Origin of the sequence: Clostridium sp. 001, assembly GCF_019056555.1 — a bacterium.
In the GTDB taxonomy this organism is placed as follows: domain Bacteria; phylum Bacillota; class Clostridia; order Clostridiales; family Clostridiaceae; genus Clostridium_B; species Clostridium_B ragsdalei.
In genome coordinates this window covers 353,014-378,674 of sequence record NZ_CP020473.1, presented here as the reverse complement: position 1 = coordinate 378,674, position 25,661 = coordinate 353,014, and the positions used below count along the sequence as shown (strand labels likewise).

The 25,661-nt window shown below is 30.9% G+C and carries 23 protein-coding genes and 2 other annotated features; of the genes, 18 read left to right on the top strand and 5 right to left on the bottom strand.

Features of this window, described 5'->3' with window-relative positions; translation table 11 throughout:
* The first annotated feature begins 227 nt into the window (after positions 1-227).
* A complete protein-coding gene (locus B5S50_RS01685) occupies positions 228-3,368 on the top strand; it encodes an efflux RND transporter permease subunit (RefSeq protein ID WP_217302911.1) in 3,141 nt (1,046 codons plus the stop codon).
* Between the two features lie 3 nt (positions 3,369-3,371).
* On the top strand, positions 3,372-4,637 hold the full coding sequence (locus B5S50_RS01680) for an efflux RND transporter periplasmic adaptor subunit (protein WP_217302910.1): 1,266 nt from the start codon (positions 3,372-3,374) through the stop codon (positions 4,635-4,637).
* Between the two features lie 47 nt (positions 4,638-4,684).
* On the opposite strand, the gene B5S50_RS01675 is transcribed toward B5S50_RS01680, so the two are convergent.
* Complete coding sequence (locus B5S50_RS01675) at positions 4,685-6,349, bottom strand: transporter (RefSeq protein WP_217302909.1); 1,665 nt, start codon at positions 6,347-6,349, stop codon at positions 4,685-4,687.
* Complete coding sequence (locus tag B5S50_RS01670) at positions 6,342-7,067, bottom strand: ABC transporter ATP-binding protein (protein ID WP_065076608.1); 726 nt, start codon at positions 7,065-7,067, stop codon at positions 6,342-6,344. Before B5S50_RS01670 ends, B5S50_RS01675 begins: the two co-directional genes overlap by 8 nt.
* A 341-nt stretch (positions 7,068-7,408) precedes the next feature.
* Here B5S50_RS01670 and B5S50_RS01665 point away from each other — a divergent pair, with 341 nt between their 5' ends.
* Both B5S50_RS01665 and B5S50_RS01660 read left to right on the top strand, forming a co-directional pair.
* Complete coding sequence (locus B5S50_RS01665; protein WP_254306668.1) at positions 7,409-8,734, top strand: ClC family H(+)/Cl(-) exchange transporter; 1,326 nt, start codon at positions 7,409-7,411, stop codon at positions 8,732-8,734.
* A 312-nt stretch (positions 8,735-9,046) separates the two neighbouring features.
* Entirely contained in the window at positions 9,047-10,678 is a 1,632-nt protein-coding gene (locus B5S50_RS01660) for a M20/M25/M40 family metallo-hydrolase (RefSeq protein ID WP_217302908.1), read from the top strand.
* 92 nt (positions 10,679-10,770) lie between these two features.
* On the opposite strand, the gene B5S50_RS01655 is transcribed toward B5S50_RS01660, so the two are convergent.
* The gene (locus B5S50_RS01655; RefSeq protein WP_065076612.1) at positions 10,771-11,748 is read right to left on the bottom strand and encodes a 3D domain-containing protein; all 978 of its coding nucleotides are present in this window, start codon (positions 11,746-11,748) and stop codon (positions 10,771-10,773) included.
* Between the two features lie 217 nt (positions 11,749-11,965).
* Positions 11,966-12,167: a binding site (T-box leader), on the top strand.
* Positions 12,168-12,339: 172 nt separating this feature from the next.
* On the opposite strand from B5S50_RS01655, the gene B5S50_RS01650 reads away from it, so the two are divergent.
* The gene (locus B5S50_RS01650; RefSeq protein ID WP_065076613.1) at positions 12,340-13,722 is read left to right on the top strand and encodes an FAD-binding oxidoreductase; all 1,383 of its coding nucleotides are present in this window, start codon (positions 12,340-12,342) and stop codon (positions 13,720-13,722) included.
* A 36-nt stretch (positions 13,723-13,758) separates the two neighbouring features.
* Here B5S50_RS01650 and B5S50_RS01645 read toward each other — a convergent pair whose 3' ends face one another.
* Positions 13,759-15,180 (bottom strand): sodium:solute symporter family protein, encoded by a 1,422-nt coding sequence (locus B5S50_RS01645; protein ID WP_217302907.1) that lies wholly within the window; start codon positions 15,178-15,180, stop codon positions 13,759-13,761.
* Between the two features lie 311 nt (positions 15,181-15,491).
* Positions 15,492-15,706 (bottom strand) — a binding site (T-box leader).
* 644 nt (positions 15,707-16,350) lie between these two features.
* Here B5S50_RS01645 and B5S50_RS01640 point away from each other — a divergent pair.
* The 12 genes from B5S50_RS01640 (at position 16,351) to B5S50_RS01585 (ending at position 23,890) form a co-directional block, all read left to right on the top strand.
* Complete coding sequence (locus B5S50_RS01640) at positions 16,351-17,286, top strand: hypothetical protein (RefSeq protein ID WP_217302906.1); 936 nt, start codon at positions 16,351-16,353, stop codon at positions 17,284-17,286.
* Between the two features lie 129 nt (positions 17,287-17,415).
* Positions 17,416-17,724: a hypothetical protein gene (locus B5S50_RS01635; protein WP_217302905.1), complete on the top strand. Its 309-nt coding sequence runs from the start codon at positions 17,416-17,418 to the stop codon at positions 17,722-17,724.
* Positions 17,712-17,906 (top strand): TIR domain-containing protein, encoded by a 195-nt coding sequence (locus tag B5S50_RS01630; RefSeq protein WP_217302904.1) that lies wholly within the window; start codon positions 17,712-17,714, stop codon positions 17,904-17,906. Before B5S50_RS01635 ends, B5S50_RS01630 begins: the two co-directional genes overlap by 13 nt.
* Positions 17,907-18,034: 128 nt before the next feature.
* Positions 18,035-18,190 carry a hypothetical protein gene (locus tag B5S50_RS01625; protein WP_217302903.1) on the top strand — a complete coding sequence of 52 codons (156 nt, stop codon included), beginning with the start codon at positions 18,035-18,037 and terminating at the stop codon, positions 18,188-18,190.
* 91 nt (positions 18,191-18,281) lie between these two features.
* Positions 18,282-18,884: a hypothetical protein gene (locus B5S50_RS01620; RefSeq protein WP_217302902.1), complete on the top strand. Its 603-nt coding sequence runs from the start codon at positions 18,282-18,284 to the stop codon at positions 18,882-18,884.
* A gap of 124 nt (positions 18,885-19,008) precedes the next feature.
* The gene (locus B5S50_RS01615) at positions 19,009-19,305 is read left to right on the top strand and encodes a hypothetical protein (protein ID WP_217302901.1); all 297 of its coding nucleotides are present in this window, start codon (positions 19,009-19,011) and stop codon (positions 19,303-19,305) included.
* Entirely contained in the window at positions 19,302-19,568 is a 267-nt protein-coding gene (locus B5S50_RS21895; protein WP_217303749.1) for a DUF4145 domain-containing protein, read from the top strand. The genes B5S50_RS01615 and B5S50_RS21895 overlap by 4 nt, the downstream gene beginning before the upstream one ends.
* A 71-nt stretch (positions 19,569-19,639) precedes the next feature.
* Positions 19,640-19,951, top strand: coding sequence for a hypothetical protein (locus tag B5S50_RS01605; RefSeq protein ID WP_217302900.1), 312 nt, complete (start codon positions 19,640-19,642; stop codon positions 19,949-19,951).
* Between the two features lie 322 nt (positions 19,952-20,273).
* Positions 20,274-21,143, top strand: coding sequence for a hypothetical protein (locus tag B5S50_RS01600; RefSeq protein ID WP_217302899.1), 870 nt, complete (start codon positions 20,274-20,276; stop codon positions 21,141-21,143).
* Positions 21,144-21,325: 182 nt separating this feature from the next.
* A complete protein-coding gene (locus B5S50_RS01595) occupies positions 21,326-21,991 on the top strand; it encodes a hypothetical protein (protein WP_368041494.1) in 666 nt (221 codons plus the stop codon).
* A gap of 243 nt (positions 21,992-22,234) precedes the next feature.
* Positions 22,235-23,107, top strand: coding sequence for a DUF4351 domain-containing protein (locus B5S50_RS01590; RefSeq protein ID WP_217302898.1), 873 nt, complete (start codon positions 22,235-22,237; stop codon positions 23,105-23,107).
* Positions 23,108-23,329: 222 nt separating this feature from the next.
* Positions 23,330-23,890, top strand: a complete 561-nt coding sequence (locus B5S50_RS01585) for a hypothetical protein (protein WP_217302897.1) — start codon at positions 23,330-23,332, stop codon at positions 23,888-23,890.
* Between the two features lie 204 nt (positions 23,891-24,094).
* On the opposite strand, the gene B5S50_RS01580 is transcribed toward B5S50_RS01585, so the two are convergent.
* Entirely contained in the window at positions 24,095-24,661 is a 567-nt protein-coding gene (locus tag B5S50_RS01580) for an isochorismatase family protein (protein WP_023161805.1), read from the bottom strand.
* Between the two features lie 288 nt (positions 24,662-24,949).
* Between B5S50_RS01580 and B5S50_RS01575 the strand changes: the two genes are divergently transcribed.
* Positions 24,950-25,651, top strand: a complete 702-nt coding sequence (locus B5S50_RS01575) for a GntR family transcriptional regulator (RefSeq protein ID WP_217302896.1) — start codon at positions 24,950-24,952, stop codon at positions 25,649-25,651.
* The last annotated feature ends 10 nt before the right edge of the window (positions 25,652-25,661 follow it).

Here is a 25,661-nt window from a genome sequence, read left to right as displayed (position 1 = left end):
TGTAACACTCCAACGCACTCTGTGAAAGCGACTATCACCAAATCGAAGATTTGGGATATCTGCTTTTCTATCAAAGTGGGAGATAACAGTAGCTACGCCCCTAGATAATTCATCTAAACTTAGTAGGAGAAACAGAAACTCTAAAGAGAAAGCGACTATACCAAATCAAAGATTTGGAATATCTGCTTTTCCCACTAAGTAAGATTCATTGATAAAGGAGGAGAAAAATGAATTTAACTGAACTATCTGTAAAAAAGCCAGCTGCAATAACCATGGTTATATTGTTTTTGCTAGGGCTTGGTATATTTGGATATACACATCTTGGCGCAGATCTTATGCCTTCTATGGATATACCAGTAATTTCTATATCCACTAGTTATTCTGGTGCCAGTTCTGAAGATATAAGAAAGGATGTCGTAAAACCTATGGAGGATGCGGTTGCAGGCATAAGCGGCATCGATAGAATTAATTCTACAGCTAGAGAAGGAATGGGACAAACTACTATAATATTCAAATCCAGCGCAAATATGAATACAGCCTTTCTAGATGTACAAAAAGCTGTAGATAATGCACAAGGTAAACTTCCTAAAAATGCAGATAAGCCTATTTTATTTAAGTTAGATACAGGTGCTATGTCTGCTTTAATGTTATCTGTATCTGGAAACTTATCTTATGATGAACTTTACAATGAGGCAAATAATATAACTGAGGCTCTAAAAAAAGTTCAAGGTGTAGGAAATGTATCTCTTGAAGGAATACAAAAAAAGCAGTTGATAATAAAATTAAATAAATCTGCCATAGAATTTTATGGTATAAATTTAAATACTTTAACTTCTAAGCTGCAGTCAGATAATATAAATATGCCTGCAGGCCAGATAAAGCAGGACAAATTAAATCAATCTGTGAGAGTTATAAGTAAATTTGAAAGTGTAGATGAAGTAAAAAATTTGCTCATACCTACTTCAGGAAACAGTACTGTCCGTCTAGGAGATATAGCAGATGTAAATTTGGAATATCCTGAACAAGATCAACGTATTAGAATGAATGGAAAAAATACTATAGGAATAAGTATACAAAAGCAAAGTGATGCAAATGTAGTTGAAGTTGTAAACAATGTTAAAAAGGAAATTGCCGGGTTAAAAAAAGATATGCCATCTAATATTAGATTAGACACTGCATATGATAGTACTACGTTTATAAATTCTTCTATTTCTCAAATAAAGCATACTTTAATAGAGGGTGTAATAACAACTGCTTTAGTTTTACTAATATTCTTAAAAAGCTGGAGATCTTCACTTGTAATACTTGTAGCTATACCAACATCTCTTATTGCAACTTTTTTTATGATGTATGCTATGAAATTTACTATGAATATAATGTCTCTTATGGGATTATCTCTTTGTGTAGGTACACTTGTAGATGACTCAATTGTTGTATTAGATAACATACAGCGGCATCTGGCTATGAAAAAAGATCCACAATCTGCAGCTATAGATGGACGTAAAGAAATAGGACTTGCATCTATTGCCATAACTCTTTGTGATGTAGTTGTATATCTTCCTGTTTGCTTTATGACAGGTATGGTAGGAACTTACTTTAGGGAGTTCGGACTTACTATAGTTTTTGCCTCGTTATTTTCTTTATTTGTAGCATTTACTATAACTCCTATGCTGGCATCAAGACTTCTTAAAACAGAAGAAAATAGACAAGCAAAATCAGGAATGTTAAAAAGTAAATTTAAACGAAGCATATTTTATAGAATACTTAATGGAATTTCAAATTCTATGGATAGTATAACAGCTAACTATAAAAGATTTCTTATATGGTGCTTGGATCATAGAAAAAGGGTACTTGCCATCGGTGCAGTTGTATTAGTAGCAACTATTGCATTGATACCTATAGGTGCTATAGGTACGGAACTTATGCCAACTACAGATGAGAGTAATTTTAGTATAAGTATGAGTTTTGATTCTGGAACCAGTTTAAATGAAATGGATAAGAAAGTTAAACAAGTAGAAAACTATTTACATAGTGTACCTGAAATTAGTACATATTATTCCATGGTAGGATCTAGCAGCGGCAGCGTAATGATGGATAGTTCTTCAAATTCTGCAACTATGTATGTAACTCTTTATCCTAAAAATGATAGAAAAAGATCTCAAACTGAAGTGGCAAAACAAGTTAGAAAATGGGGAAATGCAACTTTAGCCGGAACAGATTTTTCTGTGAGTGAATCCGAAGCTGGAGGGTCAGGTTCAAGTAAGCCTATATCTATTGAAATATTAGGGGATAATACGGATACTGTAACTGAAATATCAAATAAGGTAGAGCAAATAGTAAAAGGCATTCCGGGAATTGCAGATGTAGGTAATTCTACAAATGCAAGTCAAAGCGAGCTTAGGGTTAAAATAGACAAGTTAGCAGCAGCGCAGTATGGTGTATCCATATCAGATATATCATCTACACTTAGGACAGCAATTCAAGGCTCTTCTGCTGGAACATATAGTACTAGTGATGACGATTATGATATAAAAGTAAAATTTCACGATGGTGATATAAAAACTCCTTCGGATATAAGTGGAATAAAAGTGCTAAATCAATCTGGACAATCTATACCAATAAGTGAAGTTGCATCTATAGTGAGGACTAATAGTCCGCAATCTATATCTAGAAAGGATAGGCAGGATGTAGCTACAGTTTCTGCAAATATTGAAGGAAGGTCTCTTGGAACTATAAGTCAGCAGATAGGTGAAAAATTAAAGTCACTATCTGTACCAGAAGGTTATAAAATCAAATTTGGCGGTGATCAGAAGAGTATGGGAGATAGCTTTACTTCTCTTGGAGAAGCACTGGGAGTATCATTAATACTTATTTACATGATACTTGTTGTGCTTTACGAATCCTTCTTAACGCCATTTATAAGAATGTTATCGCTGCCTTGTGCACTTGTTGGAGCTTTTGGAATACTTGCTATCACGGGTAAAACTTTAAATATGATGTCACTAATAGGACTTATTATGCTTGATGGATTAGCTTCTAAAAATGGTACTTTATTGATTGATTATACTAATACTCTCATAAAACGTGGATATAGTTTAAGGGAAGCATTAATTGAATCTGGTGAAAGAAGATTAAGACCTATAATGATGACTTCTTTAACCATGATTGTGGGTATGCTGCCAGCAGCTTTATCTATAGGCGAAGGTAGTGAATTGAAATCAAGTATGGCTGTCTTAGTTATTGGAGGAATGGTTGCATCAACTATTTTTACTCCTATAATATTACCTATAATTTACTTGATGATGGACAATTTGAAGAATCGTATATTTAAAAAAAGAAAAAAACAGCCAGAAATGCAGGAGGTGTAATTTATGAAATTTAACGTTTTAAAATCCAAAAAAAATATTGTGAAGATAGTAGTTGTTTTATTAGTAGTTTTAATGGTAGCTGCTATAGCTCATAACGTAATTAAAAATAAAAAAGTAGAGTCACAAAATAAAATTCAAAATGTAAATGTCGCTGAAGCAAAACTAGATTCTTTGACAACAACTGTAGATTATTCGGGAAAGTTAAATTCAGATAAAGATGTATCTATATCTCCTAAAACACCAGGCAAAGTTCAAGCTTTAAACGTAAAAGTAGGTAGTACTGTAAAAGCTGGAGATATACTTTTTACTCTTGATTCAACTTCGCTGCAGGCACAGCTTCAGCAGCAGCAGGCAAGCATACAATCTGCAAAAGCAAATCTAGATAAAACTCAAAGTTCTGGAGTTGAACAGCAGATTGTGCAGCAGCAGCAAGCATTAAATACGGCACAGATAAATTATAATGATGCTAAAAATAGTTATAATAGAGAGCAAAGCTTATATTCTGCTGGGGCTGTGCCAAAACAGGATTTAGACAATGCTACTACAAAATTAGAGAATGCAGAAGCTTCACTTTCTGCAGCACAGCAAAACTTAGACTTAACCAGGCAAAAAGTTGGACCTGAATCGGTTGAAGTAGCTCAGGCTCAAGTAAATCAGGCACAAGCTGGACTTAAATCAATTCAAAGCCAGGTTGATGATACTGTAATTAAATCACCTATTTCTGGTGTTGTATCTGCTGTAAATATACACCAAGGAGAAATTACTTCAGGTGCTCAGGCATCCGTAACCATAGTAGATTCAAGTTCAATTATGGCTGAAGTAAATGTGTCAGACACTATGCTTTCAAAAATTAAAGTTGGACAGTCTATACCTGTAACAATTCCTTCTCTTTCAGATAAAAAATTGACAGGAACTATAGATACTATAACACCTAATGCAGACAGCAAAACTCAGCAATATCTGATTAAAGTAAGAATACCTAATTCAGATGCAAGCTTAACATCAGGAATGTATTCAAAGGTTTCTTTTCCTGACCAGGTTAAAAATAATGTAATGACAGTACCTAATGAAACTATAAAAGTTGAAAATGGAGTTTCATATTTGTTTGCAGTAAGAAGCAATAAAGTAAAGAAAGTAGCTGTAACTACAGGACTTTCAAATGATAAAGTTACTGAAATAACATCTTCTAACATAGAAGCTGGCGATAGGATAATAACTTCAGGACAAACATTCTTAAATAATGGAGATAAAGTTAAAGTACTGTATTAATAAAAAAGGACTGACATGCTAATTTACTAGTATGTCAGTCTTTTAATTTATATTTCTATATTTTTAAACATAGAGATTCCCTTTGAACATATAGCTTTATACAGTATAAAATTTGCTGCTATTATTATGCAAAGTCCCAGGATAGCTACTTCATTTATGTAGCTGTAAAAATTAATCATTGAAAATATTAATATACCCGTGAATATAAAGCTAATTATCGTATTTATAAAAGTATTGAAATTTTGTTTTACAGCTTTTACTTCGTTATCCCAGTGCAGCTTTGGAAATCTTAAATCAATTAAAATTCCAGTCATGGAGGTAAGCAGTATTCCTATAAAACTAACTAAAAGTGAAATAACTGAGAAGCATATAGGGAGTTTTACAAGTAAAGTCAATCCTATTAAGATTAGAAATATGCTTGTAATTCCAACAAGAACGCCAGAAATCACTTTTGCCATAATTTGAGTACTGTAAGAAATTGGTAAGTATTTTTTTACAAATATGTTTTCTCCCTCCCTTGATATGGCTGTGGAAGTTATGGAATTGGAAGCTCCAAAAATTAATCCTGCAGCTAGAGATATTACGATACAAATCATTGTAGTAGTTGAGGTTACCTTAATATTCACTAGAACATTTAATTCGTGAAAAGAATCCGGTCGAACTAAAAATGGTATAAAAAGTACAATAGGTATTATGATATTTGCTAAAATGCAATTCATAAAATATACAGGTGTTCTGAAAAGAGATTTAATTTCCTGAAGCAGTAGAGCTTTAAATTTGGAATTTGTAGAGGAAGTTTCATTTAATTTTGAATAATCCAGTTCTCTTCTCTTTGCAGAAATTTCACTGCAACCTTGAGCACCTTTAAAATATAAATGTTCACCAAGTATTGAAAATAGTAAAATTACAAGAATATTTAAAACTATAAATAAAATTAAGTTTCCAAATCCCCTAAAGCTTGAACTATATACTAGAGAACTTGCAGACAATGTACTCCCTGGAAAAAATCTGTTTGAAAGAGATACTAAAGAATTATTTCCTTCATTTATCATCTTAAATATGTTTTCATAATTTTGGGATGATACAGTCATTTTTTGAAGTACTATATTTAAACCTATTGCAAATAACATTGCAAAAATTCCACCTAAAATTTTTAAGATATCACGATGCTTACCTATATTTGTAAAACTCATTATTACCATATTTAAAATTGAAGCTGCAGCTATAGGTATAATAGGTACTATTAAAAATAGTAGTGCACTGTATATAAAATAAAGCGGATTAGAACTGCCTTTATACCCATAGATTAGCAAAACAGGAAGTAGTATAAAAACTTCAGTAAGGTATTCATATATGAGTATTACAGTGAATTTGGAAAGTAGAATTTCCCAAGGCTTTAAGGGCAGTGGCAGCAGAAGGTCTATATCTTTTGAAAAATACAGTACATTTATAGAATAAAATATGGCAAAGAAGAATATAAATACACTCGTAAAAGATATACCAAGAGATAAAATTAAGCCTTGCTGACCTATTTTGTAGAGATAGTCATAAGCTGAGAATATAAAAAGAGAAAATAGTTTTATAGTAGGTAAGAGAGCTAGTAAAATGATTATCCAAAGGGCTGCTTTTTTAATATTACTATTTTTTTTCATACCTGCAGAATTACTTCCGTTTTTCAACAATACTTTAGTTAAAACTATATAATTATTCATTACCAGTCATCTCCAAGAAAATATTTTCTAAGCTTTCATTTTCATTGAACTTATTTTTTAACTCTTGAAAAGTTCCGGAAAATGAGAGAGAGCCTTTATTTATAACTGCAAGTCTATCACATAATTTCTCTGCCACTTCTAAAACATGAGTTGAAAAAAATACGGTGTTTCCTGCACTTGCATGTTCTTTCATCATTTCTTTTAATGTATATGAGGATTTAGGATCAAGTCCTGTCATAGGTTCGTCTAATATCCAAACACTTGGATTGTGGATTAGAGCACCTATAATTATTATTTTTTGCCTCATGCCGTGGGAATAACTTTGAATCTGATCTCCTAAAGCATTTGATATCTCAAACCTATTGGATAAATTTTTAATTTTAGCTGTTCTTTCTTCAGATTTCACTCCATATATATCTGCCATGAAATTTAAGTATTCTATACCTTTAAGTCTTAAAAACATATCTGGGCTGTCAGGTACAAAACCAAATTGATATTTGGCCTCTATTGGTCTTTCATTTATATCTATGTTGTTTATTCTTACAGTTCCACTGTCTGCTTTTATTATTCCTGTTATCATTTTTATGGTGGTAGTTTTTCCAGCACCATTTGGACCTATAAATCCAAATATTTCTCCATCGGGTATACTTAGATTTAGATTGTCTACTGCCTTTGAAGATGAATTGTAGCTTTTGTTTACCCCTAATAATTCAATCATAACTTTCCTCCAATTATATTTAAGATATAGAGTTTTCAACTGAAATTTAAACTTATACTCTATTGTAGAAATATGTTTGCACATAAGCCAATGTTCAAGCTATAAACCTTGTAGTAAAGTGTTATATTAGTATTATATTTAATAATTTACTTAAAAGCAATTGAAGGTCAATCTGTATTTGGTTGAAATCAAATAATAGTTGGTGATACTCCAATAATTGAAATAGAAATATTATTAGGAAAGGAGAATAAAATATGCTCCATTTTATGGTACAATGAACATGAAATGCAGGAGTATGGCATTAGTAAATTATGTACATATTTAATTAGTTAGAAAGGAAAATGAAAAATCAGATGGAAATGAGTGATAAAAGAAATAAATATGAAGCGTTATTTAATGAAAATAGTTTTAAATTAAAAAGGATACTTGAAAGTATTATTGTTGGAATGTTAACAGGTGTTATAATATCTTTTTTGAGATTTTTAGTGGATAAATCAGGATACCTTTTAGCGAATACTTATAAAACAATCAGTTTAAAGTATTGGTTAATTCCAATTTGGATTATATTTTTAATTATAATAGGTTATATAATTGGCTTGATTGCAAAAAAGAATGCTGCAATTAGGGGAAGTGGTATTCCACAAGTTGAAGGTGTATTACTTGAAAAACTTGATATGACATGGTGGAAAGTAATATTGGGGAAATTTGTAGGAAGTTTTCTTGCTATTGGGACAGGCCTTTCACTTGGAATAGAAGGACCTTCTGTTCAATTAGGTGCAGCAGTTGGACAGGGTTTTTCAAAAATTTTAAAAAAAATAAAAATAGAAGAAAAATATCTTATTATAAGTGGTACTAGTGCTGGAATTGCTGCTGCATTCAATGCTCCACTGGCTGGAACGATGTTTGCACTAGAGGAGATTTCAAAAAAACTGTCACCTACAATTTTGATTTCAGCATTTTCTGCTGCAGCCGCTTCAAATTTTATTTCCTATCAATTTTTTGGCTTTAAGCCTGTTTTTGATTTTAGAAATGTACCCAGATTGCCATTAAATTGTTATTTATTTATTATTGTACTTGGAATTATTATAGGTGTTTTAGGAGTTGTCTTTAATAAAGTGTTAGTAAAAACACAAAATATATTTTCTATGCAAAAATGGATTCCTATACAGTTCAGACCAATGTTTTGTTTAGCAATATCCATCTTTATAGGATTTTTGCTGCCTCAGATTTTAGGGGAAGGAAATATGCTTATAATGTCTCTTGCAAAAGGTAATATTGCAATAAAAATGCTTGTGATTTTACTTGTTTGTAAATTTATGTTTTCAATGATATGTTGTGGTTCAGGAACTCCAGGAGGTATATTTCTACCATTATTTACTGTAGGAGCTTTAATAGGAGCTATATATGGAAGTGCTGCTACTTACTTATTTCATATTAATAGTTCTTACATTGGAATCTTTATAATTCTTGCTATGGCAGGATATTTTTCTTCAGTTATAAGGGCTCCTATGAGTGGCAGCATACTTGTTGTAGAAATGACAGGATCTTTTAGCAATCTTTTACCTGTTGCTATTATTGCAGTAGTTTCTTATTTGACTGCTTATGTATTAAAGTCTAAACCAATATATGAAACTTTACTGGAAAAACTTTTAATTAGTAATAGATAGTTTGAGAAAAATATATTGTATTATCAAGTGATTCTTAGGTTCAGGTGGAGTTTGCTTATAAGGAATACCTTTTCTCCATCTGAACCTTAGAAGAACTTATCCAGGTGCGTAGCAGTGCTTATCCCCCACTTTGAAGAAGATGGGGGTGTTAGCAATGGTAGCAATCGGATAAATATATTGTATTATAAAAGATGAATTCAGCAAATTATGTGGTTGAATCCATTTTTTTTTGTTGTAAATTAACATTTATATAAAAATAATGGTATACTTAGATGTAATTGAAAGTTTTCAATTATATTGGGGAGGACAAAAATGAGCTTTAAGAAAAATGTATACGACACAATGAGGAAACTAATATCTGTGCCAAGCATATCTGGTACAAAAGAAGAGTGTGCGGCAGCAGAAAAAATATATGAAAAAATTTTGGAAATACCTTATTTTAAGGATAATCCTGAAAATCTAGGCATAGAGCAAATTGAAGATGATCCTCTAGGAAGAAGCTTTGTATGGGCAGTAGTAAATGGAAAGGAAAATTCATCAAATTCATTTATACTTTCAGGTCATTTGGATGTAGTTGGAGTAGAAGAATTCGGACATTTAAAATCTATGGCTTTTGATGTAGATGAATGTACTAAAAGAATTTCAGAATTGAATTTGGATGAAGATGCCATGGAGGATTTTAAATCAGGAGATTGGATATTTGGAAGGGGAACTGCAGACATGAAATTTGGAGTGGCCCTGAATATGGAACTTTTAAGAGAATTCAGTAAAGAGAGAAACTTTAAGGGAAACTTATTGCTTTTAGTAGTTCCTGGCGAAGAGAGTAACTCCGAAGGAATGATTGCTGCAGCTCCATTTCTTCTTAAATTAAAGGAAGAGAGGAAGTACAATTACTGTGGTATGATAATATCAGAGCCAAGCATACCTGAAAGAGGAGAAAAAGAAAGCAAGAGATTATACATAGGTAGTGTAGGTAAAATTATGCCTTTATTTTTTTGTGTGGGAAAAGAAACTCATGTAGGGGAATCTTTGAGAGGATTGAATCCCAATTTGCTAGTTTCAGAGATAAACAAATTAATGGAATGTAATCCAGATCTCTCAGACAGCGTTTATGATACTGTAACTCCGCCGCCTATGTGTTTAAAGCAAATGGATTTAAAGGAGATGTATTCCGTACAGAGCCCATTGTATTCCACCGCATATTATAATATATTGACTCTTCAGGTATCTTATGATGAAATACTATCTAATTTAAAAGAACTGGCTCAGAATGCCTTTGAGAATGTTTTAAAGGATATTTCAAAAAAGAGAGAAAAATTTGCAAAGAAATCCTCACAAAAATTGAAATTTGATAATATAGAAGCTTGTGTTATTACTTATAAAGAGATGTTATATGAAGTTAAAAGCACGCATAAGGATTTTGAAAAGTACATAGATGAAAAGGTAAAAGAATGGAAAAATGAGAAAGTGGATAACCAAACTATAGCTATAAATATAGTGAAGGCAACTTATGAGCTATACGAGAATAAAAGACCTATGATTATAATTTCATTTATTCCTCCTTATTATCCGCATAAATATTTAAAAGCTGAAAATAGTGAGGATGGCAAATTTATAAATGCTGTAGATAGTACAATTAAGTATGCAGAAGAAAAATTTCAGGAAAGCATTATAAAAACTAATTATTTTATGGGTATATCTGATGCAAGTTATACAGGAATTAACCCAGATATACCACTTACTGAATTGATTTCGAATATAGTTGGATATGACATAATATATAAACTTCCAGTAAAAGAACTGTCTAAGTTAAATATTCCTGTAGTGATTTTTGGTGGACAGGGAAAAGACTTGCACAAATATACTGAAAGACTAAATGTGTCTTATTCCTTTGAGGTGATACCTAAACTTTACAGGCATATGATTTATTATATGTTAAGATGATAAATATGTATTTCTCGTAAGGTAGGGGAGAGAAAATCTCCCCAAGTGTTTACCTTTTAGGTAAAATAGCAGCACAATACTACCTGTACATATTAATTAAGTATATATACAGTAACAGATCTTCTGCCCCAGTTTTCTGCTTCTGCCTCCGAATTTACGAATAAATCTATGATATTTCCCTTTATAGCTCCACCGATATCACAAGCTACGGCATATCCATATCCTTCTACATAGACTTTTGTTCCCAGTGGAATAACTCGAGGATCAACAGCTATAGTGCTGTATCCATTTGGATTCCTTACAGTTGCAGAACCTGATGCTGTGACACCATCTCCACAGTATGCAGTTGCCTCCATAGTAAGTACTTGTGAATATGAAAGTGAACCTGATCCACCACGAGATAAGGTAGGTGAAGAAGTTTTTATTTCAGGTATTTGAGGAGCCTTCTGAGCAGTCTGAAGAGCTATTAACTGCTGTTCCTTTGCGGTAGCCTGACTTAATAGTTCTTTTTGTTGTTGTATGTCAGTATTTAATTTTGACAAAGTAGATTCATTACTTATTTTTAAAGATTCTAACTTAGCATTTTCAGCACTTAAAGCTTTTTGCTGACTTTGTATAGCTTGTTCATTTCCTTTTAGTTTTGTAATAACTTGATTATCGAATTTCATTACTCTTGAGATTGAGTCAACTCTGGATATAAAATCACCTAAGTTGTTTGAAGATAAAAGTACCTGGAGATAACCGTTTGTACCAGTTGTGTACATAGCTTTTACTCTTTTTTTAAATAAATCATTTTGCGATTTTGAATCATCTTGTGCTTTTGACAATTTGATTTGTGTATTTTTAATGTTCTTAGCAATAGTATTCATATCTTTTTTATTGCTTTCAATTTTTCCGATTACTCCATCAATCTGCTTATTTAAAGTATCAACTTTTACCTGGAGTTCCTTTTTGTTATTTTGAGTTTGTGTTAATTCTTCAGACGTACTGGCTGAAGAAGCGAAAACATTGCTGAAAGTAGAACCTACTAACGCAAACGTTATAATAACAGATAAGGCTTTTTTATTCAATGTATTTTCCCCCTTAAAACATTATTAAGTTTAAAGAAAACTTACTAATGTTTTTTATTATACCATTAATGTATACAAAAACTCAAGTTTATATGAATTTTGTATGCAAATGGAAGATAGCTAAGAGTACACTATAAGCGAGATTGACTACTATAAAAAAATTTTATTTTTAGGCTATTGACAGTAACCAAAACTTATAGTAAACTCATCTTTAAAGATAAAAGCTATGATAGGATTAATTAGGTATGTTAATATTTTTTTACAGAGAGTGGGGTAAGGTGAAAACCCATAAATATACATGTTGAAACTCACCCTGGAGCTGTAGGCTGAATGTTTAGTAGGTCTAATCGGTTGTTTAACCGTTATGTTAATTAAGTAAAAAAAATGGGTGGTACCGCGGCAGACTTTTCGCCCCAGCGAAAAGAGCTGTTTTTTTTGTACGTTGAAATATATCAGTAAAGACAAGCTGATGTATTTTTTTTACTTATTTCATTCAATTGGGGCGCTGTAAGTGTAAAATATTATAAGATTTAATTAATTGACTAAAAGGCAAGATGAAAGAATTTGTCAAATAAAAAGGGGGAAATAACATTGAAGAGTGAAATAATTGAAAGTTTAAAAAGTATTGTGGGAGAAGATTGGATTACAGATGATTTGTCTAAGATGCAGAGATATCTCTACGATGAAACAGAACCTCTGCTTCGTCCAGAAGCATGCAAGGACTGTGTAGTAGTTAAACCTGGTTCTGCAGAAGAGATATCGGAGATATTAAAATATTCAAATAAGACTTTGACACCTGTAGTTGCAAGGGGCGGTGGTACAGGCGTAGTTGGAGGAGTCATTCCCACAGAATCCAGCATAATTTTGTCACTTGAAAGATTAAATAAAATTGTTGAACTTGATGAAAAAAACTTGATGATTACAATTGAAGCAGGAGCTACCCTGGCAGATTTACTAGAAGAACTAAATAAGCAGGACAAACTATTTTTTCCTATACATCCTGGTGATGAAGGAGCTCAAATTGGCGGTATGGTAGCAACAAATGCTGGCGGCACAAAAGCTGTAAAACATGGAATCATGAGAAATCATGTTAAAGCTTTGGAAGTAGTTTTACCCACAGGTGAAATAGTGAATGTAGGAGGAAAACTTATAAAAAACAATATGGGCTATGACCTTTTACATATGATGATTGGAAGTGAAGGAACTTTAGGTATAATTACAAAAGTAACATTAAAGCTTTATGCACAAAATAAGTATAATGGAACACTTTTGGTTTCATTTGATACAAGGCGTGAAGCTTGTGATGCAGTACCTTGTATACTTCAAGATGGAATTACACCACTTGCTGTGGAGTATATGGACAAAGTCATTGCACAAAATGCTGCACAGCAGCTTGGAACTAAGTGGCCTGCAAATAAAGGATCTGTAGATTTAATTTTCATGATTGATGAGCCTACAGAAGATGCACTTTATGCTAGCAGCGAAAAAATTGTAGAAATATGCGAAGAACACAATGCAGTGGATAGTATAATAGCGGAGACTACAAAGGAACAGAGAAATATTTTGGCAATAAGGAGCAATGCATATGGTCCCTATAAGGACAATATAGCAGATGCACTCGATATAGCAGTTCCACCTTCAACTGTACCGGATTTTTTTGATGACATAACGGCACTTGGAGAGAAATATGGAAATCATATTTTGTCTTTGGGACATATAGCAGATGGAAATATACACAATTTTATTATGGGGGATAACGGTAAACTGCCTTCATATTATGAGGAATTAAAAGAGGAAATGTATAAAACTGCACTAAAATATGGTGGTACAATAACAGCAGAACATGGTACAGGAAAAACAAGAAAGAAACACATGTCGCTGCAGTTTACAAAACGAGAGCTTGAAATTATGAAGGGTATACGAAAGGTATTTGATCCAAATGAGATTTTAAATCCAGGTACTATAATTGATTGAGTGTAAAAAAGTAAGGAGGTTTATCTCCTTACTTTTTTACACTATTTCATTTATTTCATCTATGGTATCTATATTCATAATTGATCTTTTATCAAGTATTGATGTAAGCATAAAGGTTACAAGGCATACAAGCCATTCCATGAATATTACATGAGGAAATATTCTAAAGGAAGGTATTAACTGCCATAAAAATAGAGCTGCTACTCCTGCTAGGGTAGTGAAAAAAGCAGAACTTTTTTTGCAAAGTTTAGGAGCAAACATGGTAAATAAAAATATAAGTGTAAATGCAGTAGAAAGGCTTAAGCCCATGGATATAGTTTTTAATATACCTGACATGGAAAGGGCAAGTATAAAGGTAAATATACCCAAAAGAACTACAGAGGATTTAGTCATTATTAAAAGCTTTTTGTCATTTACTTTAGGATTTATATATTTTTTGTATATGTCATTTGTAAATAGGGTAGATGCACCTAAAAGCAAGTTGCAGGCTGTAGAAACATCTGCTGCCCAGAGTGCCGCTAAAGTTATTCCTGCTGCTACAGGGTTTAATGACAAAATCATTTTAGGAAGTGCCATAGTAGCACTTACGTGAGGAAAAGTAGTTCTTGCAGCCATACCTATAAGAGCACATAAAAAACCTATTGGAATCATAAGAAGACCGCCAAGTATAAAGCTTTTTTTTGCAGTCTTTGCATCTTTAGCGGCAAAGGCCAATTGTACAGGACCCTGCATAGACAAAACCTGGGTAGTCATAACAAGTATCCAACCTAAAATTACCCATGTACCAACTCCTTTAATAGGGCTGAAATAAGGTACACTTTGAGGAAGATGAAGTTTTATGTTCTGAATTCCTCCGCTTTTTGATACAGCTAATATAGTACATAGTATAATTCCTGTATATTTTAAAGGAACGTTAAATGAATTACATAATCCGGCAGACCACATTCCTCCTATAAAGGTTATACCAACAAATACACAAGCACTTACTATCATACCTGTTTTTATAGTGAATATACCAGGCAAAAGTGAAGATAAAATAGCTCCACCTGCAATGTATTGAAGAGACACAACTACAATGAGAATAATTATCTGGCATGCTACACAGACGGCAACACCTTTTTCATCATAAAATTTTGAAAACAATTCAGGAACAGTAGATACATTGAATTCCCTATATTTACTTGCAGCTGCAAGTCCCATAACTATAGCTGCGATTCCCCAGGCTGTGCAGTACCAACCTGCTGAAAGTCCTACATCGTAAGCTTGTTCAGCGACCCCTATGGTTGAAGCACCGCCAATAGCAAGGCCTATAAGTGAACAGGTTACAAGTGGAGTTGTAAGCTGTCTACTGGCTAAAGTATAGCTTTCGCCTCCCCCTTGAGCTTTCTTTTTAGCAATAAAACTTATTACAAATAACATGGATATATAGCAGATGATGATGATTAAAGATACGTTCATTTTAAAACCCCCTATTTATTTAATTCACAGTTCACAATTCACAATTCATATTGAATAATGCACATATTGTATAGTTTACGAGTTTCAGTAGTAAGTTCCAGCTGCAAGGTGCAAGTGCTTTTTATACAGTAACAATGTACAGAATTACAGTGTACACTGTAAAAGTATTTAGTGCTAAAGTGCTGCGGCAAATATTAATTGAAATTACTTAAAAATTGTACAAAAAAACGCCCCTACACAAGGGACGAAAAAGTCGCGGTACCACCCTACTTGAGCAAAATAAATTTGAAAAATAAAAAAAGCACCTGCGATTAAGGGACGAAATAATCGTGGTACCACCCTACTTGAACAAATAAATCTATTGCTCATCTCTTACTTTTAACGAGAGTTACCCGGATCAGCTTACTTTAAAAAATTTCAGCCTACAGTTCAGGAATGTATTTCATAAAGCACATCAGGCAGTTTACACCAACCACTGACTCTCTTTGCAATGTACTTAATTACTTCTTTCCATCATAACTTGTAAGATGTATTATAGATTGAATTTTATATAAATACAAAATTGAAAATAGCTGTTTTTGGATAAATAGATTAAGTTTGCTATTAATAGCTAGGTGTAATTACTGATTACGAACTATTTCAAAACAAAAATCATTATGGAGTTTCTATAGGAAAAATCAATATATACTCCGAATATTTTTACAACCTTCAGCTCGTTAAATATTTTGATAGGACTAAGCAAAAAAATTAAAAAAATACTGAGAATTTTTGAAAACTCGTACCTCAAACAATTCAAAAGTTCTAGATTTTTTAAAAATTTTTTTCTAAGTCCTATATGCAAAATATTTAAAAGAGCTTCATTATTGTAAAAATATTTCTGCATATAAGTTGATTTTTAAGTTAGAACACTTATATATATTTTAAGTGGATGCAAAACATATGAATGATAAAAAAATGATGTTAAATTGCGGTTTAGCGGGGTTAACTAAAATGGTATAGTTTAAGAGCATGATTGGAGTTTCTCATCCCGGGTACATTCTAAATTGGAAAAACGGAAATAGGCCGGTGAACGACGCCATATGTTCTGTGATAAATTTTAAAAATCAGGTATTTACTTGCAGGAAATACTAAGTTTCATATAGAAACCATGTTACATGAGGAGATGTTAATATGGCAATTACAGGACATGCTGAGTTTTATCCACAGTGTAATAAATATTTTTATATTAATGTAGATAATGAATGGGTTGATATTGAAACTTTTATTCGTAAAGTTAAGAAAGGGGACAATAATTTTTTATTTACCCATAAGATCATGGAGGATAAAGTATACAAATATAGAAATAATGAATTTAAATATAAGGATTTATTTAACAATGAAGTTAATGAACTAAAAATTCCTAATTATTATAATGAGTTATTTAAAGAGTTGATAGACCCGAGAATTATAGATGTAAAATTTAATTATTTGAAAAGATTGATAAATACTTTTGATAGATATATAAACAAGGCAAGGTATGAATTATTAAAAGCATCTCAAATTATTGATATTGATTATTTAAATTCAGATATAAATAATCATTCTTATGAATTTTATTATTATCAAAGATGTTTTAATGCTGAAAATGCTATTTATTCTTATTATTCTTCATTTGAAATTTTAATGCAAATGATTTGGATATTTAAAAATTATTTTAAGAGAAATGATGATTTTAATGAAGTATTAGGGTCATATAAATTTGGCAAACTTAAGAATAATTTAAAAAGAGATAATGATACTATATTTTTGAATGAATTTGCTTTAATAGATACTGAAAACAATATTAATGTTTTTGGTAACTTTCAAAAAATTATAGATTATTGTAATTGGTTTAAACATAGAGGAATATTTAGATTTGATGGTGAAAAAATTGAAAACGAGCCTACATTCAAAATTAGTCCCATTAATAATAACAGCGAAAATTCAAGTAAAATTGATTTTTCAAGCGAGAACTTTAAATATAAATATTTGAAGCTAGATGACGAAGTAATACCAAACTTAATTGCATATCATAAGGATATATTGACTTTATCTAATAGTCTTATAAAAGATAAATTTAAGTTATAGATCTTAGAAGTTCCTAACAGGACTCTTCTTTAATGCCTAAATTTAAAAAAACAGTTGGAAAAAGAAGGAATTTTCTTTATTTTGTAGAATTTAAGTAATAAATACAATTTCAAAGGTTATTGGATTTTTATGGAAAGCGTGGAATTAATTGAGGACTTAATAGAAAAATCGCGAAAATTGCAATATCATGATTCAAGTGCATTGGATGCATTAAAAAGAAGAGCAAAAATGATAATTGAAAATGTTTTTGGTGAGTCTAGTAAATATTTAGATAATTTAAATAACTTGAGGTTTCATCCTTTAATGTACCCTGCCTCAGAGGAATATCAACGTAGTTCTTGGGAAGACGGGCAAAATGAATTAATGAAGCAAGATGAAAGCTCAGATATAACTTATGCGATAATTTTACTTTCCGGAGATGATAAATGGATGCACTAGAAATACTGCCTGATGAAATATCAATGAGAGCTAGACAAAATGTTATATTGGAGTTAGGATATTTTATTGGTAAGTATGGGAAGAATAGAGTGTTAGCACTTTATTCACCTGATAATAATTTTGAAATGCCATCTGATTGCTCTGGAATATTATATAAAAAATACGATTCTTCTGGATCATGAAAATTAGACTTAGGCAAAGAATTAAAAGCTAGTTGATTTGATGTTGATATGAATGATTTAGTATAAATAATGCAAGAGCCCTTAATAAGGACTCTTTTTTATGTCTAAAATTAGGAGTAGTGAAATTTATGTTTAATATAGGAGAACGTGTTTATGTTGATGCTTGGGACGTAAAAGGCTATGGAATTATGATTTGCAATTCTTCAGGACTTCATGTTTTAGTTGATGGCTTTAAGGCTCCTATGTATTTTCAGGATCATGAAGTTAAGAAAATTAAATTTTAGCGTGATATGAAAGTATAGTTAGGAAAAGAAGGATTTTACTCTTTCATGTTGAATCGTTATGTATACAATATATTAAGGCGGTGTAACTGATATGGATATCTATGAATGTTATAAGCAAAATAAATTTGTCACATTAGAAAAGATATATGATGAAAATGGAAGTGAAATAGATAACGATTTATTACAGTTTTTAAGTGCGTTTTCTAACGAGAAAACTTTGATTATTTTTGGAATATTTAAATATGGAATATTGGAAGAAGCTTATAAATTTAATAAGAATAAGGAGAAATATAATTTTATAATTAATAATAATTTTATTAATGAAATATTGAAAAATGACATACGCATGTATTTAAATACTAAAGACAGTCTTACAGTTTTAACATCAGAAAATACAGGAATAGTAAGAGATTATTCTAAATTTGAAAAAAGAAAAGATATAATAAAACAAATTGTGTTAATACATCCAAACGATAAGGTAAAATTTAAAGACATAAAAAGTATTGAACCTAATATTTTGAAAAAGTTTACAATTTATTGTACTGTTGTAGATTCTATTGATCATCATTCTAGATTCATAGACGTGGTTAATGGTTGGAACACATTAAATGATGAGGATGAAATATGGATCCATCCTTTTTATATAAAACAAAATGCTATAAATTATACTAATGAAGAGAGTGATGTAAGGTAATTAAAAATCCAGCATGGTAAGAACTTAAGAGCTCTCTTTAATACTTCAATTTTAAAAACCAGTTGGAAAAAAGAAGGATTTCCCTTTATTTTGTTGAATTATGTTAAATAAAGGAGATGGTAATATGAATGAAAAAAAGAAAATTATACCACAAATTGGTTTATCAGCATTTGTATGTGAACACTGCGGAGCTTTTTCACAACAAGTTTGGACTTATTTTATGCTTGGTGATAGAGGCCAAATTATGTATCCACATGATTTAGAATTTAATGGAATTGAAAAAGACGGAACTATAAGTATATCTACATGTCAAAACTGTCATGAAAAGCATATATGGTACAAAGGAAAACTTGTATTTCCTCAAAAATCAATAGTACCAATTCCAAATGAAGATATGCCAGAAAAGGTTAAAAAAATATAAATGAAGATATAGGCTCTTTAGTTAAAAAAGGATTAGATAGTAAAGTACAGAAGGCATTAGATACTGTAAGAGTTATAGGAAATAATGCAGTTCATCCCGGAACTATAGACTTAAATGATAATAAAGATATAGCGTACAGTCTTTTTGGATTGCTGAATTTTATTGTTCAGCAAATGATAACTCAACCCAAAGAAATAGAAAATCTTTTTAAGACACTTCCGGATAATGCAAAATTAGCAATTAACAAAAGAGATTCAGAATAAAAAATATATGAAGTAATTAGGAGCTTACAACAGGGCTCTTTTTTAATACGAAAAATTAAGAAGCGATTTAAATGAATAAAGATTTTCCAAAGGATTATCCAGTTCCAGTTGATGATATAGATGATTTTTTAGGGCCTGAATGGAATAGGATAGAGGATAAAAGAGACGAGGCTAAAGATTTACTAGAAGAATTTCAAAAACATGGGACAATAGAAGAAATAGAAAATGCTAGATTTAAGGCGCTTAAATATCAGCTTATATATAACTATATAAGTACTTTTTATATAGGAAATGCTTTTAAAGAAAATAGAAAAATTTTAGTTTTAATGAATAGGTGCCAATATGTACGTTACTCAGATAAGAAAAGGTCACACGAGAAATAGGGTTTCTCATGTGGCTAAAGATTAATTATTCATATTTGAGTTGTGGAACTTTTTCATAAATAGGACAGCTTTGAGAATCATCACAAATGTTATCACAAGTGAATTGTCCTTTCTGATAAATTTCTACAGGAGCATTATCTACTTGTCTTCTGGAATAATTAATCTTGATCTCTTTAGAAATTTTAAATTTAGGACACATACCGCTAACAGTTTCAATTTTATTTATAATACCATCTTCCTTTCTTATGAAAATTATAGCATATTAAGGTGAATTCAAAGGAATAGATTACTTTTTGTAGAATATTTTACAAGAGGTGATTAGATGACAAAAAAATACAAGAAAATTAATTTAAAAAGTATAATGGTGGTTTATTTTATTATTGCTATGGTATTACCATTACCGTTTATATTTTGTGGAGTTTATTATAAAACGAATTGGAATAATTGGTGCTCTATGTTACTAGGCTATTCAGGTGGAGCTATAGGCGGAATTGCAACACTAATTGCTATATATATTTCAACTCAACAAACAAATAAAATTCAAAAAGAAAATAGAAAAGAAGAGATTAAACCAATTTTTGACTTTGATTGTACTAATTGTGTTAACATTGAATTTACTAAAGAGAATAACAGAATAGTTATTGATGATAATCCTGATAATTTTGACTTTGACTTCAGAATTTTTAATTTATCTAATTATCCGGTTAAAAATTTAAAGATGGACATAGTAATGACTTCACAAGATTTAATTGACATATCAAAGAAAAATGGTATAAATGTTGAATTTATTAAAAATAATACATCATTGAAAATAATGGATAATAGTGATCCTGAGTATGGAAAATACTTTTGTGTTAGAGAACAATTTTTTGAAGCCAGTCGTAGTAGAAGATTTATTTTTAGAGAAGATGAAGAATGTTGCATTAATTTTTCTGGTGAATTTAGTTATCATAAAAATTTTTTCGAGGACTTAATATATCAATATATATTAAATCGTATTGGGGAGTCAAGTCATATTATTTGTTCTATTAATAGAAAAATGGGAAAATTTAGAATTAAATTTTCTTATAATGATATAGAAAATAATTTATATTCAAAAGAATGTTATCTGAACGTAATTATAAGTTTTGTAAATAAAAATTTATCTAAATATGTAGTAGGACTTAATATTACTATAGATGATATTAATTAAGGAATGATACTAATGTTTCAAAATGAAGATGAACAAAACAAATTTCTCTTATATAAATACCTCCAGAAAGTAGGATTTGATGAATCAGCTACCGAAAATATGATTCTGCAGCATAGCTCTAATCTATTTGGTTATTATGGACTTGCCTGGCGGTTCGGGAGAATGTCTCTCGAGTTTTTTGTATGTATTTTTTGCAGGACACATTTTTACCAAAAGGAAATAACACTGCGGCACCTATAGCGCAAGTTCATCATGAGATTTGGCATGACATTGAGAATTCTATAATTGGTGGTGGATCAAGTCAAAGAGGTTGGATACTTCCACGTGGTACGGGTAAATCTGCTTTTGGGGATTATGCTCCAACTTGTTGGTGTCACGCTTATGGAATAAAAAAATACACTTTGATTTGCTCTGACATAGGGACTACAGCAGAGAAATTTATAAAAGATATTAAAAATACTTTCCTTGAAAATAAATATATTGAGAAAGCATTTGGAAAGCTCTTAGATGATAAGGACAAAAGGTATATTTGTAATTCTACACAGCTTGAATTTACCAATAAGACTTTTATTGAAGCTATTTCCTCCAGCTGCCCTATGCGTGGCCGTAAATATGGAAATAACAGGCCGGATCTTATAATTCTTGATGATTATCAAAGTGAGCCTGACGTTAGAACCGAGGAAGCAAGGGAGAAAAAGTGGAAAAGGTTTAGTGATGATGTCAAATATGCAGTTCAAAAGGCTGTAGTTCGTGATAGAAAGTTAATAAAAAAGGAACAACATAAGGGTACTTTGATTGATGATATAGACAATTATTTTGAAAGTGGCCTACAATATCGTCAGAAATAAGTTTGTTTTTAGATTACCTATGAGGGATTAAGAAGTTAGTTCTAAGTTTAAAAGTGATAAGTATGAAATTAATAGTTGAGGAAAGTATAGAGTTAAAATAACAAAGAATAAACAATAATAGATTGGGATGTTTTTTTACTTTGTGCTTATATGCAATAAAAAAGAACATAAGTTTGTATAGAATTGTAATTCATGGCAAAACTAATACTAAATTTTATATTTTAGTGGAAAGAGATGATTGCTGTGGATTATAATAAAGTTGAAGATGCAGTACTAAAAAAAGCACTTGGTATATTCGGGCAGAGCGCAGTAAATTTTTTTAACATAGATACTAAAATAATTGCTCCTGCGGAGACGGAAATAAAGAATATAGAAATAAAAACTGGCTATACTGACTATTTATTTTATACTGAGGATGGAAATTATCTCCATTTTGAGTTCCAAACTACCGACAAAAAAGATGATATAAAGAGATTTTTATATTACGATGCCTCGCTTTTTTACAGGGATAAGAAAAAGGTTAGAACTGTAGTAATATATTCTGCAGATATAGGAAAGGCAGATGAATATATAGATGCGGGCACTATAAAGTACGGGGTAGAGGCAATTTACATGAAAAAGTTTGACGGGGATGAAAAGTTTGAATATTTAAAAGAAAAAATAGAAAGAAAAGAAAAATTAAGCAATAAAGATATACTCACACTCACGATGCTGCCACTTATGAGTGGAAAGAGAAGTAGGAGCGAGAGGGCAATTGAAAGTATAGAGCTTACGAATAATCTCGAGGACAGTGAAAATAAACTTCAAAGTTTGAGCTTATTATATGCATTACTAGATAAATTTGGAGATGAAATTAGTAGAAAAAAATTAAAGGAGATGATAACCATGACGGAAATAGGAAAGATGATAAGGGATGAAGGTATAGAAGAAGGTATAGAAAAGGGAAAAACTAAAGGAAAATCAGAGATAATTGTAAGACAAATTTTAAAGAAGTTTAAAAAAGTTCCTCAGGAATATATTGACAGGATAAAGTGTCTTCCAGATGAAACACTTGAATGTATAGCAACTGATATATTTGACATGGAAAGTGTGGAGGACTTGAAAAAATATTTTTAGAAATTATATATAAAGTTGTCGTCGACCCTTAATAGTGCAAAAAACTCAAGGAGTCGACGAATTTTATGTTTGCAGGCAATTAGTGGTAAGTTAAAAGTGATAAGTATAAAATTAATAGTTAATAGTTGAGGAAAGTATAGAGTTGAAATAGCTGAAAATCAATAATATTTGATATTTGAACTTTGAACTTTATTATTTGTAAATAGTGAGGGGTTAAATAATATGAATATTAAAGAGGTTAATATAGACATTGACTCTAAATTAAGCAAGCTTATTTTTTTGATGATTACGATAGTTGCTACGCCAATTCATGAATTTGGACATTTAATAGGGTACAAGCTAAGTGGAATACCTGCAAAATTTACTTTTAGTTATACAGAGACCCAAAACGGTTTGGAAAACTTGTGGGGATGTCTTGGAGGACCGGCGATTAATTTAATATTAGCAGTAATTGGATGCATCATTGTTTATATCCTTAAAAATAGGAAAAAAGTGTACATAGGAGTGTATTTTGCTATAACTATGTGCCTTACAAGGTTAATTGCATATCTATTATTTATAATTATAAATCCTGATAATATGTTTGCAATTAATGACGAAGGTTTGATTGCAAAATTTTTGAATGTACCAATATGGCAGGTATATGTTTTTTTTATAGCTGCATTTATTTTTGTATTGGTAATTTTAAGGTCAATAAAAAAAGACTATTTTTATAAGTGTTTTAAATATGCTTTCGTATTTTACTTCTTTATAGATATATTATTTACAATTAGAATTTATTAGAAAGAAAGGCTGTATGAAAGATCATGATAATAAACAGAGTTCTTGACATCAGGTTGAGTTTTGACTCCACCTGATGTTTAGAAATCGTTATCCAGGCGCGTAGCAGTGCTTATCCCCAACTTTGATAGAAGATGGGGTATTAGCAATGGTAGCGATCGGATAAATAACTCTGAAGTTATTGCAATAGCTTCAGAGTAAGGAAAATTAGAAGATAATGCTCATGCCTTTTTCTTTAAACTCATTTAGAGTATTTATATGTTCAGTTTCATCTACATATCCAAGGCCATTTGCAAGAATAGTCACGTTGAATCCATTTTTTACGAGATCAAGTATCGTTTCTTTAACACAGTACTCACTGGCAATTCCACATATTATAATGTTTTTGTCAAGTACCTCGTGGAGTCTTTTATTTTTAATATTTAGTGCATTGTAGGCTGAATACTCTTCAACATCATCGTTCATACCTTTTCTAAAAATAATTTCAGGATTTTGTGGAGATTTATTTTTATCCTTTATTCCAAGAGTGAATTTTTCAGAAAGTAAAGCTCCTTCAGTGCCTTCTACACAGTGAATGGGCCACATTCCACCATTTTTTTGAAATGACTTATTTGTCATTTCGTGAGAATCACAGGAATAGAATACATTAAGATCAGGGTTTTTACTTATAAAATCTATAATATGCAGTATAGCATTTTCTGAATTTTTACATGCAAGACTGCCGGTTATAAAATCATTTTGACAATCGATGACTAATAAAGATTTTTTACTCATAATATTTACCTCCAATTAACGTTTAATTATTACTAATCTACTATTTAAGTATGAGTTCATCAAATTTATTTTATGCAGTTTGAGGTTTATTGAGTAAAATAGATATGCCAAAGGTGCAATTTCCTTTAAATTTTATAGCCTTTAGCTTATAATTAGATTTTATTTGCTAGAATTATAATAGCTAGATGCAATTTTCAAATGTTTTTGTAAATTTATATTGACTATTGTAAAATGATATTGTATTATTTAAATAACATATAACTTGTATGGACAAGTTTGGAGGGCAACATGTTAAACAGAAATAGTTTGGTACCACTTTATGCACAACTACAGCGTATCATAAGAGATTCTATAATAAATGAAATTTATAAAGATGGAGAGAAAATACCTTCAGAAAGTGAATTTGTTGAAAAATATAGCATTACGAGAACTACTATAAGAAAGGCTATTTCAAATCTTGTCAATGAAGGTTTACTATATAAAGTTCATGGTAAAGGTACTTTTGTGTCTCTTAGAAAAACCAAATACAATGTGTGGAATTTCAGTGGTTTTACAGATTATATAACTAAAAGACAGGAAACTCCAGTATCAAAGGTACTTGAAAGTAAGATCATAAATGAAGGTGGAGAAAAGTTTTTTAAACTAGTAAGGGCTAGGGGAGTGGAAAAAGAAAATCATATATGTTGGCTCACATTGGATACTTCTATTACACCACTTAGTGTATTTCATGACATTAACAAGTATGATTTTTCTAGGAAGTCTTTATACACTACAATGAAGGAAGAGTATGGTGTTATGCCTAAGACCGCTGCTTTAACTATCAGTGGCATAAAAGGCAATTCAACTACTAAAAGTGTTTTTAATCACGAAGAGGATGCAGTTTTAACTAAAGCAGAAGGAAATGTTAAGGATGTAGGTGGAATAGTTATAGAAAGAGTTAGTGTAATTTATGGTCCAGATATAGATTTTAAAATAGTTACTAATATATAAATACTATAAA